This window comes from Pseudomonas sp. R3-56 (genome assembly GCF_051132075.1).
GTDB lineage: Bacteria > Pseudomonadota > Gammaproteobacteria > Pseudomonadales > Pseudomonadaceae > Aquipseudomonas.
Map to the genome: position 1 here is coordinate 3,906,767 of NZ_CP071657.1, position 12,629 is coordinate 3,919,395.

General features: G+C 60.4%; 17 protein-coding genes. 9 read left to right on the forward strand and 8 right to left on the reverse strand.

What is annotated here, in order from left to right:
* The first annotated feature begins 65 nt into the window (after positions 1–65).
* Positions 66–431: a histone-like nucleoid-structuring protein, MvaT/MvaU family gene (locus tag J3P96_RS17525; protein ID WP_434631379.1), complete on the forward strand. Its 366-nt coding sequence runs from the start codon at positions 66–68 to the stop codon at positions 429–431.
* Positions 432–517: 86 nt separating this feature from the next.
* On the opposite strand, the gene J3P96_RS17530 is transcribed toward J3P96_RS17525, so the two are convergent.
* Complete coding sequence (locus J3P96_RS17530; protein ID WP_434658230.1) at positions 518–1,054, reverse strand: DUF4946 domain-containing protein; 537 nt, start codon at positions 1,052–1,054, stop codon at positions 518–520.
* Positions 1,055–1,247: 193 nt separating this feature from the next.
* Here J3P96_RS17530 and gloA point away from each other — a divergent pair, with 193 nt between their 5' ends.
* Complete coding sequence (gloA, locus tag J3P96_RS17535) at positions 1,248–1,769, forward strand: lactoylglutathione lyase (protein ID WP_434652630.1); 522 nt, start codon at positions 1,248–1,250, stop codon at positions 1,767–1,769.
* Positions 1,770–1,960: 191 nt separating this feature from the next.
* On the opposite strand, the gene ahpF is transcribed toward gloA, so the two are convergent.
* The 4 genes from ahpF to galU all read right to left on the reverse strand — a co-directional run bounded on the left by ahpF (position 1,961) and on the right by galU (position 7,000).
* Positions 1,961–3,523 carry an alkyl hydroperoxide reductase subunit F gene (gene ahpF / locus J3P96_RS17540; RefSeq protein ID WP_305495341.1) on the reverse strand — a complete coding sequence of 521 codons (1,563 nt, stop codon included), beginning with the start codon at positions 3,521–3,523 and terminating at the stop codon, positions 1,961–1,963.
* A gap of 123 nt (positions 3,524–3,646) precedes the next feature.
* Positions 3,647–4,210, reverse strand: a complete 564-nt coding sequence (gene ahpC / locus J3P96_RS17545; RefSeq protein ID WP_011061677.1) for an alkyl hydroperoxide reductase subunit C — start codon at positions 4,208–4,210, stop codon at positions 3,647–3,649.
* Between the two features lie 232 nt (positions 4,211–4,442).
* The gene (gene gorA, locus J3P96_RS17550) at positions 4,443–5,798 is read right to left on the reverse strand and encodes a glutathione-disulfide reductase (protein ID WP_434658233.1); all 1,356 of its coding nucleotides are present in this window, start codon (positions 5,796–5,798) and stop codon (positions 4,443–4,445) included.
* 362 nt (positions 5,799–6,160) lie between these two features.
* A complete protein-coding gene (gene galU / locus J3P96_RS17555; protein ID WP_039592970.1) occupies positions 6,161–7,000 on the reverse strand; it encodes a UTP--glucose-1-phosphate uridylyltransferase GalU in 840 nt (279 codons plus the stop codon).
* A gap of 232 nt (positions 7,001–7,232) precedes the next feature.
* Here galU and J3P96_RS17560 point away from each other — a divergent pair, with 232 nt between their 5' ends.
* On the forward strand, positions 7,233–7,448 hold the full coding sequence (locus J3P96_RS17560; RefSeq protein WP_305495356.1) for a hypothetical protein: 216 nt from the start codon (positions 7,233–7,235) through the stop codon (positions 7,446–7,448).
* Positions 7,449–7,554: 106 nt separating this feature from the next.
* Complete coding sequence (locus J3P96_RS17565) at positions 7,555–7,836, forward strand: hypothetical protein (protein WP_305495358.1); 282 nt, start codon at positions 7,555–7,557, stop codon at positions 7,834–7,836.
* Between the two features lie 15 nt (positions 7,837–7,851).
* Here J3P96_RS17565 and J3P96_RS17570 read toward each other — a convergent pair whose 3' ends face one another.
* The gene (locus J3P96_RS17570) at positions 7,852–8,082 is read right to left on the reverse strand and encodes a hypothetical protein (protein ID WP_305495360.1); all 231 of its coding nucleotides are present in this window, start codon (positions 8,080–8,082) and stop codon (positions 7,852–7,854) included.
* Between the two features lie 111 nt (positions 8,083–8,193).
* Positions 8,194–8,544 carry a hypothetical protein gene (locus J3P96_RS17575; protein WP_434568904.1) on the reverse strand — a complete coding sequence of 117 codons (351 nt, stop codon included), beginning with the start codon at positions 8,542–8,544 and terminating at the stop codon, positions 8,194–8,196.
* 204 nt (positions 8,545–8,748) lie between these two features.
* Here J3P96_RS17575 and J3P96_RS17580 point away from each other — a divergent pair, with 204 nt between their 5' ends.
* The 5 genes from J3P96_RS17580 (at position 8,749) to ada (ending at position 12,038) form a co-directional block, all read left to right on the forward strand.
* Positions 8,749–9,051, forward strand: coding sequence for a DUF1883 domain-containing protein (locus J3P96_RS17580; RefSeq protein WP_003182962.1), 303 nt, complete (start codon positions 8,749–8,751; stop codon positions 9,049–9,051).
* A 30-nt stretch (positions 9,052–9,081) separates the two neighbouring features.
* A complete protein-coding gene (locus J3P96_RS17585; RefSeq protein ID WP_305495364.1) occupies positions 9,082–9,252 on the forward strand; it encodes a hypothetical protein in 171 nt (56 codons plus the stop codon).
* Positions 9,253–9,490: 238 nt separating this feature from the next.
* The gene (locus tag J3P96_RS17590) at positions 9,491–10,210 is read left to right on the forward strand and encodes a 2OG-Fe(II) oxygenase (RefSeq protein ID WP_434652632.1); all 720 of its coding nucleotides are present in this window, start codon (positions 9,491–9,493) and stop codon (positions 10,208–10,210) included.
* Positions 10,200–10,877: a DNA oxidative demethylase AlkB gene (alkB, locus tag J3P96_RS17595; protein ID WP_434658235.1), complete on the forward strand. Its 678-nt coding sequence runs from the start codon at positions 10,200–10,202 to the stop codon at positions 10,875–10,877. Before J3P96_RS17590 ends, alkB begins: the two co-directional genes overlap by 11 nt.
* Before the next feature lie 87 nt (positions 10,878–10,964).
* Positions 10,965–12,038 carry a bifunctional DNA-binding transcriptional regulator/O6-methylguanine-DNA methyltransferase Ada gene (gene ada, locus J3P96_RS17600; RefSeq protein WP_434652634.1) on the forward strand — a complete coding sequence of 358 codons (1,074 nt, stop codon included), beginning with the start codon at positions 10,965–10,967 and terminating at the stop codon, positions 12,036–12,038.
* Here the strand turns inward: ada and J3P96_RS17605 are convergent.
* Positions 12,002–12,490, reverse strand: a complete 489-nt coding sequence (locus J3P96_RS17605; protein ID WP_434652636.1) for a GyrI-like domain-containing protein — start codon at positions 12,488–12,490, stop codon at positions 12,002–12,004. The genes ada and J3P96_RS17605 overlap by 37 nt on opposite strands.
* Positions 12,491–12,629 lie beyond the last annotated feature (139 nt).

Here is a 12,629-nt window from a genome sequence, read left to right on the forward strand (position 1 = left end):
AGCGCTTGGCTTAATGCTTTGTTGGCGGTTTGTATCAGCCAGACATTTTGATTGGAGTAACGATATTGTCCAGACTCGCTGAATTCCGTGCAGCCGAAAGGGCCCTTCAGGAGCAGCTCAAACAGCTGGAATCTCTGAAGAATGACGCCGGGCTGAAAAAAGAGATCGAATTTGAAGAAAAGCTCCTGGGGCTGATGAAAACCTACGGCAAGAGCTTGCGCGACATCGTCGCCATTCTTGATCCGAAGCCGTCCAAGGCCGGCCCGCAGGCGGTCAAGCCAACCAAGACCCGCCGCGCCCGCGTGGTCAAGGTGTACCAGAACCCGCACTCCGGCGAGCTGATCGAAACCAAGGGCGGCAACCATCGCGGCCTGAAAGCGTGGAAGGAACAATACGGGGCTCAAACCGTTGATTCCTGGTTGCGCGGTTGACCGTCGGCATTATCGAGAAGCCCTGACTGGTTCAGGGCTTTTTTGTGCCGGACAACTTCAGTATCAAGCCTTGAGTATTAGACGCATTAGAATTTCAGGCTATTTCTTACAGACTGAACTTCCTCCTGGCTTTCAACAAATACCTGGGCCTGGCCGGCGTAGGACAGCACATACGCCCTGCCCTCTTTTAGCGCAGCAACAAGTGTTTGAGACAACACGTGTCTGCCGTTCTGCGTGATCGTGCAAGTGGTTTCCAGAGCTGCGGTCCCGCCCAACAGGGAAGAATGAATCTTATTGCAGACGCTTTGATAACCGCCCTGGAAAAAATCCTTCTGAACGGATTTTCGCATCTCCAGCAACACACCTTGCAAGTTGACCTGATGATCGGGTTCGACCGGCGTGGTTGTCAGTTCCATCACCATCACCGCATTACCCGCGGAATCGTTCTTGGTCGCGCGTTCACGACTGATCGACTGCACACTCGCCGATGTGGACGCTGGCGCGGGGAGCGACTCGACTACCCAGCCCGATGGCCACGCAACCTGCGGTTCGAGCGCAAGGGCACCGCTACTCGCAATGCCAGCTGACAAGAGAATGAACAGCGTAAGCCAAGGTCGAATCATTGCGTTGCACTCAAGGACGAATCGTAAAGTCTGAAGCCCGCCGCAGCACCAGGCAATAGCCACACGCGGTTTGGCGATGGCGCGCGCCTTGCGTATCATGGACGCACCTGCAAGGAAGCCATCTGACGCAAGCCCAGGAACCGTCGCAGCCCGGTTGCGACGCCGTTTGCCCCACTTATTTTCCGGAGGGCCCATGAGCCTGCACGAACTCGACACTTTCCCAGGCGTTACTGCCCAGCCCGACGCCGCCACGGCCAGATTCGTCTTCAACCACACCATGCTGCGGGTCAAGGACATCACCAAGTCCCTCGATTTCTACACCCGTGTACTGGGTTTCTCGCTGGTGGAAAAACGCGATTTTCCCGAAGCCGAATTCAGCCTTTACTTCCTCGCACTGGTCGACAAGAGCCAGATCCCGGCAGACGCCGCGGCGCGTACCGAGTGGATGAAGTCGATCCCCGGCATCCTCGAACTGACGCATAACCATGGCACCGAAAACGATCCGGCGTTTGCCTACCACAACGGCAACGGCGACCCGCGCGGTTTCGGCCACATCTGCATCTCGGTGCCGGACGTCGTCGCCGCCTGCGAGCGCTTCGAAGCGCTGGGCTGCGACTTCCAGAAGCGCCTGAGCGATGGCCGCATGAAGAGCCTGGCGTTCATCAAGGACCCGGATGGCTACTGGGTCGAGATCATTCAGCCTGCGCCGCTGTAGACCTCACGGCCTTCCCCTCATGGTGGAGCCCTTGTGGGAGCGAGCCTGCTCGCGAAGGCGGCGGATCAGTTGACAATGACGTAACTGACACACCGCTTCGCGAGCAGGCTCGCTCCCACAGGGTTATGCGTAATGCAAAAAAAACCCCATGAGCCGTGGCCCATGGGGTTTTGTTTTTCCAGCGGCTGGCGTCAGGCCGGCGCGGACGTACGGATCAGGTGATCGAAAGCGCTCAACGAAGCCTTGGCCCCCTCGCCCACGGCGATCACGATCTGCTTGTACGGCACGGTGGTCACGTCACCGGCGGCGAACACACCCGGAATCGAGGTTTCACCGCGCGCATCGACGATGATCTCGCCACGCGGCGACAGCTCGACGGTGCCCTTGAGCCAATCGGTGTTTGGCAACAGGCCGATCTGCACGAAGATGCCTTCCAGCGTCACGTCGCGTACTTCACCGCTTGGACGGTCCTTGTAGCGCAAACCGTTGACCTTCTGGCCGTCGCCCGTCACTTCGGTGGTCTGGGCGTTGGTGATCACCGTCACGTTCGGCAGACTGTGCAGTTTGCGCTGCAACACCGCGTCGGCACGCAATTGCACGTCGAACTCCAGTAAGGTGACATGAGCCACGATACCCGCGAGGTCGATAGCCGCTTCGACGCCGGAGTTGCCGCCGCCGATCACCGCTACGCGCTTGCCTTTGAACAGCGGACCGTCACAGTGCGGGCAGTACGCCACGCCCTTGTTGCGGTATTGCTGCTCGCCCGGCACGTTCATTTCACGCCAGCGGGCACCGGTCGCCAGGATCACGGTCCTGGCCTTGAGGCTCGCACCGCTGGCGAACTTGATCTCATGCAGCCCGCCGTCTTTGCCAGCGACCAAAGCGTCGGCACGTTGCAGGTTCATGATGTCGACGTCGTACTGCTTGACGTGCTCTTCCAGGGCGACGGCCAGTTTCGGGCCTTCGGTTTCCTGGACCGAGATGAAGTTCTCGATCGCCATGGTGTCGAGCACCTGGCCGCCGAAACGCTCGGCCGCGACACCGGTGCGGATGCCTTTACGGGCGGCGTAGATCGCTGCCGAAGCACCGGCCGGGCCACCGCCGACCACCAGTACATCAAAAGCATCCTTGGCGCTGATCTTCTCGGCCTGACGCTCGATGCCGCTGGTGTCGATCTTGGCGAGGATTTCTTCCAGGCCCATGCGACCCTGGCCGAAGTTGACGCCGTTCAGGTAGATGCTCGGCACCGCCATGATCTGGCGTTCGTCGACTTCGGCCTGGAACAGCGCGCCGTCGATGGCGACGTGACGGATGTTCGGGTTCAGCACCGCCATCAGGTTCAACGCCTGGACCACGTCCGGGCAGTTCTGGCATGACAGCGAGAAATACGTCTCGAAGTTGAACTCGCCCTTGAGCGAGCGGATCTGTTCGATCACTTCGACACTGGCCTTCGAAGGGTGGCCGCCGACTTGCAGCAGGGCCAGCACCAGCGAAGTGAATTCGTGCCCCATGGGAATGCCGGCGAAGCGCAGGCTGATATCGGCTCCCGGGCGATTCAACGAGAACGATGGCTTGCGCGCATCAGTACCGTTGTCGAGCAAGGTAATCTGGTTGGAAAGACTGGCAACGTCTTTGAGTAATGCAAGCATTTCCTGGGATTTCGCACCGTCGTCGAGGGATGCAACGATCTCGATCGGCTGGGTGACCCGTTCCAGGTATGACTTCAACTGAGCTTTAAGATTGGCGTCCAACATACGGGCGATTTCCATGTTTGAATTTCAGAAAAAACAACGCCCGAGCGAATCTCGCCCGGGCGTTTTTTGGGGCGAAGCGGCTTACTTGGCTAAGAGCGAATCGCCCTCGGATAACGCACTGGTTTAGATCTTGCCGACCAGGTCCAGGGACGGAGCCAGAGTGGCCTCGCCTTCTTTCCACTTGGCTGGGCAGACTTCGCCTGGGTGGGCAGCAACGTACTGAGCAGCCTTGATCTTGCGCAGCAGCTCGGAAGCGTCACGGCCTACACCGCCGTCGTTGATTTCAACGATCTTGATCTGGCCTTCCGGGTTGATCACGAAAGTACCGCGATCCGCCAGACCGGCTTCTTCGATCAGCACGTCGAAGTTGCGGGAGATGGCCAGGGTCGGGTCGCCGATCATGGTGTACTGGATCTTGCCGATGGCTGGCGAGGTGTTGTGCCAGGCAGCGTGGGCGAAGTGAGTGTCGGTCGACACGCTGTAGATCTCGACACCCAGCTTCTGGAACTCGGCGTAGTTGTCGGCGAGGTCTTCCAGTTCGGTTGGGCAAACGAAGGTGAAGTCAGCCGGGTAGAAGAACACGACAGACCACTTGCCTTTCAGGTCGGCGTCCGAGACTTCGACGAATGCGCCGTTTTTGAAAGCGGTAGCTTTGAACGGTTTAACTTGGCTGTTGATGATAGGCATCGTTGACTCTCCGTCAGGGGTTGAGAAGTTGATGAAGTGAATCTTAGCCACTCATGCCGCCGCTGGCTCATTGGCAAAGCTCATGCGAATGATTGGTTTTGGCTATCAGGAATCTATATAGATAGAAGAAATCTGTGGACCTGCCACAGGCGACCCTTTGTTGATCGTGGCAGTTGCTAAACAGTTCACAAGGCTGGACCGATGGATCACAGCCTTGGTTCGCAGGCGCCAATCAGGCGGTTGGCGTGCGCATGGTGACGAATTCTTCGGCGGCGGTTGGGTGCACGCCAATGGTCTCGTCGAAGTCGCGCTTGGTGGCCCCGGCCTTGAGGGCGATCGCCAGGCCCTGGACAATTTCCCCGGCGTCCGGCCCAACCATGTGGCAACCCAGCACCTTGTCGGAGCTGGCGTCGACCACCAGCTTCATCAGTGTGCGCTCCTGACACTCGGTGAGAGTCAGCTTCATCGGCCGGAAACGGCTTTCGAAAATCTGCACCTCATGGCCCTCCTCCCGGGCTTGCTCTTCAGTCATGCCAACGGTGCCGATGTTTGGCAGGCTGAACACGGCCGTGGGAATCATCCGGTAATCCACCAGACGGTATTGCTCGGGCTTGAACAGGCGCCGCGCCACTGCCATGCCTTCGGCCAGTGCGACGGGGGTCAACTGCACGCGACCGATCACGTCGCCAATCGCCAGGATCGATGGCTCGGCGGTCTCGTACTTTTCGTTGACCTGCACAAAACCCTTGTCGTCCAGCGTGACGCCAGTGTTCTCCAGGCCGAGGTTGTCCAGCATCGGGCGACGGCCAGTGGCGTAGAACACGCAATCGGTGACCAGGGTGCGACCGTCCTTGAGCGTCACCTTCAGGCTGCCGTCGGCTTCCTTGTCGATGCGCTGGATGTCGGCCTTGAATTGCAGGTCGAGGCCACGGCGTTGCAGCTCTTCGGCCAGGTGTTTGCGCACCGCGCCGTCGAAGCCGCGCAGGAACAGGTCGCCGCGATACAGCAAGGAGGTCTGCGCGCCCATGCCATGGAAAATCCCGGCGAACTCCACCGCGATATAGCCACCACCGACCACCAGCATGCGCTTGGGCAGCGATTTGAGGAAAAACGCCTCATTGGAACTGATGGCGTGCTCGCGCCCCGGAATGTCCGGGATCACCGGCCAGCCGCCCGTGGCGATCATGATGTGCTGTGCGGTGTGGCGCTGGCCGTTGATTTCCACTTCGTGAGGGCCGGTAATCTTCGCGTGACCTTCATGCAGCGTGACACCGCTGTTGACCAGCAGGTTGCGGTAGATACCGTTGAGGCGATTGATCTCGCGATCCTTGTTGGCGATCAGCGTGGCCCAGTCGAAACTCGCCTCACCCGCTGTCCAGCCATAGGCCGACGCTTGCTCGAAGTCCTCGGCGTAATGCGCGCCGTAGACCAGCAGCTTTTTCGGCACGCAGCCGACGTTCACGCAGGTGCCGCCCAGGTAGCGGCTTTCCGCCACGGCCACCTTGGCTCCAAAACCGGCAGCAAACCGTGCGGCTCGAACACCGCCGGAACCGGCGCCAATCACATACAGGTCAAAATCGTAGGCCATCATTCATCTCCTTCGGCAGGCCGTCAGCATACCTGCTGTTCCTGCATGGAGCAGCCCGATCGGGCAGCGATGGAAATGATTATGGGGGCGCGAGCGCAAAAGCCAACCGGTGGCAGCGTGATTAGCCAAGACTGGCTCATCCTTGTGGCGAGGGGATTTATCCCCGCTGGGCTGCGCAGCGGCCCTGAAATTTGAGTCCATTATGTATCAGACTGATCGCATTCGGACCTTTGGGGCCGCTGCGCAGCCCGACGGGGATAAATCCCCTCGCCACAGGTTTCTTTCTGTGTGGTACAGAAAATCCAGGCAAAAAAAACGCCCCGAACCAGTCGGGGCGTTTTTTCAAGGCCCGGTGCAGGCTATCAGTAAGCCTTGCCGGTCTTGTAGAAGTTCTCGAAGCAGAAGTTGGTCGCGTCGATGTAACCTTCGGCGCCACCGCAGTCGAAACGCTTGCCCTTGAACTTGTAGGCCATCACGCAGCCGTTCTGGGCTTGTTTCATCAGCGCGTCGGTGATCTGGATTTCGCCGCCCTTGCCTGGCTCGGTCTGTTCGATCAGGTCGAAGATGTCCGGAGTCAGGATGTAGCGGCCGATGATCGCCAGGTTCGACGGTGCGTCTTCAGGCTTTGGCTTCTCGACCATGCTGTGAACCCGATAGATGTCTTCGCGGATCATCTCGCCGGCGATCACACCGTACTTGTTGGTTTCCTGCGGATCCACTTCCTGGATCGCCACGATGGAGCAGCGGAACTGCTTGTACAGCTTGACCATCTGGGTCAGTACGCCGTCGCCTTCGAGGTTGACGCACAAGTCGTCCGCCAGCACCACGGCGAACGGTTCGTCACCGATCAGCGGGCGACCGGTCAGGATCGCGTGGCCCAGGCCTTTCATTTCGGTCTGGCGGGTATAGGAGAACGAGCACTCGTCCAGCAGCTTGCGGATGCCGACCAGGTATTTTTCCTTGTCGGTGCCCTTGATCTGGTTTTCCAGCTCGTAGCTGATGTCGAAATGGTCTTCCAGGGCGCGCTTGCCACGGCCGGTGACGATGGAAATTTCCGTCAGGCCTGCGTCAAGGGCTTCTTCGACACCGTACTGGATCAGTGGCTTGTTCACCACCGGCAGCATTTCTTTGGGCATGGCTTTAGTCGCTGGCAGGAAGCGAGTACCGTAACCGGCTGCTGGGAACAAGCATTTCTTGATCATATAAGTCCTTGAAAAGGCGGTATGTACGAGTTTCGGCGCAGTCTAATCAGGCCGCAGGCACCTTACAATGCCCACGCTGGCCAACCGATGCCATCATAGAGAAATAAACCGGCGGATAGTTCAATCGCCTTTCGCTTCGATGGTTCCAGCGGTCTCACTGTACGCCCATGGGCGCTGTTTGCGAGCTTTTGACGTATCATGGCCGCCTTGATCACGCCAACGAGGCAATTAGATGTCGGCAACTCCAAACGCAAACGGTTACTCGGTCAGCCAGGACAAGGACGGCCAGTGGTGGATTACCAATTACCACGGTGAACAGGTCGCCGGCCCCTTGCCCAGCAAGGCCATGGCGGTGGAAGTCGCTGCGGTATTCCAGGATGAACGCTCTGCCCCGGCGCCCCGGGAGCGCGAAAAGGCTCCGGCACGCAATACTCGCCGCAAGAAATAGTCGGGCCATCCCGCCATTGCCTTGATGGGAACTGTGGTTTAGCTGTACCGGAATGGCCATTCGCTATAATCTCGCGCCATTCCTCCCCCCTCTCGATGACGATCCCATGAAAACACTTCTGGCGCTGTTTACAGTCCTGGCCCTGGCGGGCTGTGCCTCAGCGGAAAAAACCTACCTGGCCAACGGTGAACAAGGCCTGGCCATCGACTGCTCGGGCGAAGCCAATTCCTGGGCGACCTGCTACGAAAAAGCCGATGCGTCCTGCGCCGGCACGGGTTATCGCATCGTCGGCACCGACGGCACACCACAAGCCAAGGAAAGCGAAAAGACTCTGGGGGTCGACGTGGGCAACTTCAGCAGCCGCAGTGTCGTCGTGGTGTGCAAATAAAAGTGGGCAAATAAACTAGATGTGAATCTCGGCGAACTTGATCCCCAGGCCCCGCAAGGTCTCGATCAGGTCGTCGAGCCGGGAGAAGGATTCAACTTCGTCCTGGTCGTCCACCAGAAAAAAACTGCGCCCGGCGCTTTTCTTGAAGAACACGATCCACTCGCCCGGGCTCCCAGGGTTCTGGATCACATGGGTGGCGCAGATCAGGCCTTCTGCATGGCGCTCGCGCACCTGTTCGCGTTTCATTGACCGGGGCTCCATAAATGACAATGCCGCCAACGGCGACCGTGGCGGCATTCTTTTATCAGGGGTGGCAGTTTAACCGATGCCTGGCGATCCGTCAGGCCGAGACCACGCTCAACCGGAAATGCAGGCGTTGGCCGCGTCCTGTACATCCCCGGGGCGCACGGGCACGTTGGACATGCTTTCATGCAGCTTGATGCTGCTGCCGCTGGAGCGCTCGTCGATGTCGAACACCGCCGCAGGCAGCGCCGACAGCTTGCCGGGAACGATCACCCGAACGCCGTTTTTATGCGGCTCCATTTGCAGCGGGCCACGGCTCTCGAGCAGCTTGTCGGCAACACACCGGGCGTATTCATGGGGCTTCTTTCCGGAGATGACGCTCATGGTGGGCGGTGTCTGGTTGATGTCCGATACCGACGCACATCCACTCAGGGCCAAGGCCAATACCCACACGCTGCGCTTCATACGATTCCTCCGATAAAGACCCTCCGACAGCATAAACACTGCTTTTCTCCCCTGCGCTGCGCTTTTTTACCCAGTGGCCGGTAATAAATCAGCCCAGCCTGGGACAGGGGTCGGATATTAACCCGTGGTGCTGATAAACTGCGCGCCATTATTTGCTTCATCTTCTGTCCTGACCCGGCAAGAAATGCCCTTCTGGAGGCACCCTTGAAATTCATCCACCAGCGTGAGCACCTCAACGAGGACGATATCGTCGTCATCGAATGCTCCCAAATGTGCAACATCCGTTTGATGAACGACGCCAATTTCCGCAGCTTCAAGAACGGTGGCCGGCACACGTACCATGGCGGCGCGTTCGACACGTTCCCGGCCCGGATCACCGCACCGAGCACAGGCTTCTGGAACATCACCATCGACACCGTCAACCGTCGCGCCATCAGCGTTACCCGCAAGCCGACCCTGACCCACAAGATCAAGATCATCCGGCGCTCCAGCTCGAAACTGAGCTGAGCAGCGTCCCAGACGAAGACAGGAATAACCGTGGCCCAGACGACCAAATACGTCATCAAGTACAAGCTCAACGGCGAACGCCGCTTCGAGTTCGCGCAGTTGCAAAATGGCACCGAGGAAGAAGCCCTGGCAGAGCTGAAGAAACTGCATGGCGAGAGCGATGATGTGATCAGCGACCTCAAGGTCAGCAAGGCCCTCTGAACGGCGGTACAAAATGCCTTTCGTGGCGAGGGAGCTTGCTCCCGCTCGGCTGCGCAGCAGTCGTAAAACGCATTGACGCGGTACATCATAATGGCTTCATCTGCCTGATTGGGGCGGCTGCGCCACCCAGCGGGAGCAAGCTCCCTCGCCACAGAAAGCTCATCACACCGCAAGAATCGGGGTGCGGGCGACGCGGTAGTGCTCAGACTGGGCAGTCCTCCCACCAAGGATTGCCATCATGCCCCCTAAGTCCTCCCTGCCCCGCCCCATCGCCGACCTCGACTGGCCCGCCCTGGAACAAGACCTCGACCAGGACGGCTGCGCGATCATTCGCAACCTGCTGCCGGCAGCGTTGTGCCTGGAGCTGCGAGGCTTGTACAGCGACCCGGGGCTGTTTCGTTCCCGCGTGGTGATGGCCCGTCATGGATTCGGACGCGGCGAGTACCAGTACTTTGCTTATCCGCTGCCCAAGGTTGTCCAGCAACTACGTCAATCGCTGTATCCGCGGCTGGTGCCGCTGGCCAACCGCTGGAACGATTGCATGGGCCTGCCAGTGCGCTATCCCGAGCAGCACGCCGATTTCATCCGGCGCTGCCACGACGCCGGCCAACAACGCCCTACGCCGCTGCTGCTGCAATATGGCCCGCAGGACTACAATTGCCTGCATCAGGACCTGTACGGCGAGCACGTATTCCCGTTGCAGGTGGCGATCCTGCTGGCGGAGCCGGGCGAGGACTTTGCCGGCGGCGAATTTGTCCTCACCGAACAGCGCCCGCGCATGCAGTCACGACCACAGGTCATCGATCTGAAACAGGGCGACGCCGTGGTGTTCGCCGTACACCAGCGACCCGTCAAAGGCGTTCGCGGTTATTATCGAGTGAACCTGCGCCATGGCGTCAGCCGCTTGCACAGCGGCCGCCGGCATACACTTGGGATCATTTTTCATGATGCGCAATGACCACACGCCCATCACCCTGGATCTGTTCGCCGATCAACCGCCCACCACGCCCGGCGAGGTCGAACAGATCGGCCAGCAATCCTTCGTATTACGCGGGTTTGCCCTGCCCTGGCTCGACCGCGTGCTGCCGGCGCTGGAAAGCGTCTTGCAAGCGGCGCCATTCCGGCAGATGGTCACGCCCGGCGGCTTTACCATGTCGGTGGCCTTGACCAGTTGCGGCGCGCTCGGCTGGACCACCGACCGCAGCGGCTATCGCTACACGGCCCACGATCCGCAGACCGGCCAGCCCTGGCCTGACATGCCACAGCTGTTTCGCGAACTGGCCCGTAACGCCGCCCGGCAGGCGGGGTTCGAACACTTCGAGCCTGATGCCTGCCTGATCAACCGCTACGTGCCCGGCGCCCGAATGTCGCTGCACCAGGACAAGAACGAACGCTCCCTGACGGCCCCCGTCGTCTCGCTCTCCCTTGGCCTGCCGGCGATGTTCCAGTTCGGCGGGTTCGAGCGCAGCGACAAAAGCCAGCTCATTGCGCTGTTCCACGGCGACATCGTGGTCTGGGGCGGTGTGGATCGCTTGCGTTTCCACGGCGTGCTGCCACTCAAGCCGGGAGAGCATCCGACGCTGGGTGCCCAGCGGATCAATCTGACGTTCCGCATGGCCGGATAACAGCGCAGAATTCAACCGCAAGACCCGGAGTGTCGCCACCTGGATGGCTCGCTACTGTAGGCAAAACGGGCCAATGGAATAACGACCATGAACAGCACTTCAAACACTCTCGCCTCTGAACAGGACCCACGCTGGGCCGCCGTGCTCGCCCGGGATCCGCGCGCCGACGGACAATTTGTCTATGGCGTGAAAACCACCGGCATCTATTGCCACCCCAGCAGCCTGTCGCGCCTGCCCAACCCGCGTAACGTAGAATTCTTCGACACACCGGAACAGGCCCAGGCGGCCGGTTATCGTCCCAGCAAACGCGTGGCCAGGGACCAGACCCAGATCGCCGCGCAACAGGCCGCCCGGGTCGCGGCCGCCTGCCGGCAGATCGAGGCCGCCGAGGAACTGCCAGGCCTGAATGAACTGGCGCTGAGCGCGGGTTTGAGCCCTTTTCATTTCCATCGCGTTTTCAAGTCTGTCACCGGCCTGACGCCCAGGGCCTACGCCGCCGCCCACCGCTCGCGCAAAGTGCGCGAATGCCTGGCCGAAGCCGGGACGGTGACCGAGGCGCTGTATGACGCCGGTTTCAATTCCAACAGCCGCTTCTATGAAGCCGCCGACAAAGTCCTCGGCATGAAACCGGCCGACTACCGCGCCGCCGGACAGAACACCGACATTCGCTTCGCCGTCGGCCAGTGCTCCCTGGGGGCGATCCTGGTGGCGCAAAGCGACCGTGGCGTGTGCGCGATTCTGCTGGGGGACGATCCGGACGCACTGGTACGCGACCTGCAGGACAAATTCCGCCGCGCCAACCTCATCGGCGCCGACCGGGAATTCGAGCAGTTGATTGCCCAGGTCGTGGGGTTCATCGAAGCGCCGGCCCTGGGCCTCGACTTGCCGCTGGACCTGCGCGGCACGGCCTTTCAGGAACGGGTCTGGCAGGCCCTGCGGGAGATTCCGCCGGGCAGCACCGCCAGCTACGCCGAGATCGCCCAGCGCATCGGCCTGCCCAAGGCCGTTCGCGCCGTGGCCCAGGCCTGCGGCGCCAACAGCCTCGCCGTGGCGATCCCCTGCCACCGAGTGGTGCGCAGCGACGGCAACCTCTCGGGCTATCGCTGGGGCGTCGAGCGCAAGCGTCAGTTGCTGGCGCTGGAACGCTCGTCGGCAGACTGAACGCCGATATAGATCGCCACCGAGTCGGGCGCGTTGTAGACCTCGAAATCGGTGGTGAACCGGCGCACGGTCTGCGGGTTATCGGCGAAGTACGCCCAGATCAGGCCCCAGGCCTGGATCACGCAATCGGGCATTGGCCCCTTGGCTGAAAACACCAGGTAATCCCCGCCCTCGACGTCCACGGCGGGGTAACCTGCGCTCGTGGCATCGACCTGCACACCGGCCGTCACGTTGAAGTAGCCGGTGGCATCGGACTCGTAATCGGAATACACCCCATAGACGAACGACTCGGACTGCCGGGCCGGAACGTTGTCGAACAGCCCTTCGGTGAAGAACTGCTGCCACATCGGGCCGATCTTTGCCGTGTCGCCTTGCTGCTCGTCGGCATTGCGGGTGCGCACCTGCAAACCGGCGACGGTGAAGGGTTCGACGGTCTTGAGTTTCACGTCCATGGATCGAGCTCCTTGATGGGGGAAGCCCGCATGGTACCCATCCCGTCGCCCGGATCAAACCCGGGCATCGATTGAAAAACTCGACTGGCCCTGGCCGGGCGACACCTGCTAAAAACACGCTTTCCTTCTGCCGTCGGAG

Bases quoted from the DNA above. Each gene is read 5' to 3' on its own strand.
- J3P96_RS17530 (WP_434658230.1), bottom strand. From the start codon at position 1,054: ATGATTCGACCTTGGCTTACGCTGTTCATTCTCTTGTCAGCTGGCATT.
- gloA (WP_434652630.1), top strand. From the start codon at position 1,248: ATGAGCCTGCACGAACTCGACACTTTCCCAGGCGTTACTGCCCAGCCC.
- ahpF (WP_305495341.1), bottom strand. From the start codon at position 3,523: ATGTTGGACGCCAATCTTAAAGCTCAGTTGAAGTCATACCTGGAACGG.
- ahpC (WP_011061677.1), bottom strand. From the start codon at position 4,210: ATGCCTATCATCAACAGCCAAGTTAAACCGTTCAAAGCTACCGCTTTC.
- gorA (WP_434658233.1), bottom strand. From the start codon at position 5,798: ATGGCCTACGATTTTGACCTGTATGTGATTGGCGCCGGTTCCGGCGGT.
- galU (WP_039592970.1), bottom strand. From the start codon at position 7,000: ATGATCAAGAAATGCTTGTTCCCAGCAGCCGGTTACGGTACTCGCTTC.
- J3P96_RS17560 (WP_305495356.1), top strand. From the start codon at position 7,233: ATGTCGGCAACTCCAAACGCAAACGGTTACTCGGTCAGCCAGGACAAG.
- J3P96_RS17565 (WP_305495358.1), top strand. From the start codon at position 7,555: ATGAAAACACTTCTGGCGCTGTTTACAGTCCTGGCCCTGGCGGGCTGT.
- J3P96_RS17570 (WP_305495360.1), bottom strand. From the start codon at position 8,082: ATGAAACGCGAACAGGTGCGCGAGCGCCATGCAGAAGGCCTGATCTGC.
- J3P96_RS17575 (WP_434568904.1), bottom strand. From the start codon at position 8,544: ATGAAGCGCAGCGTGTGGGTATTGGCCTTGGCCCTGAGTGGATGTGCG.
- J3P96_RS17590 (WP_434652632.1), top strand. From the start codon at position 9,491: ATGCCCCCTAAGTCCTCCCTGCCCCGCCCCATCGCCGACCTCGACTGG.
- alkB (WP_434658235.1), top strand. From the start codon at position 10,200: ATGCGCAATGACCACACGCCCATCACCCTGGATCTGTTCGCCGATCAA.
- ada (WP_434652634.1), top strand. From the start codon at position 10,965: ATGAACAGCACTTCAAACACTCTCGCCTCTGAACAGGACCCACGCTGG.
- J3P96_RS17605 (WP_434652636.1), bottom strand. From the start codon at position 12,490: ATGGACGTGAAACTCAAGACCGTCGAACCCTTCACCGTCGCCGGTTTG.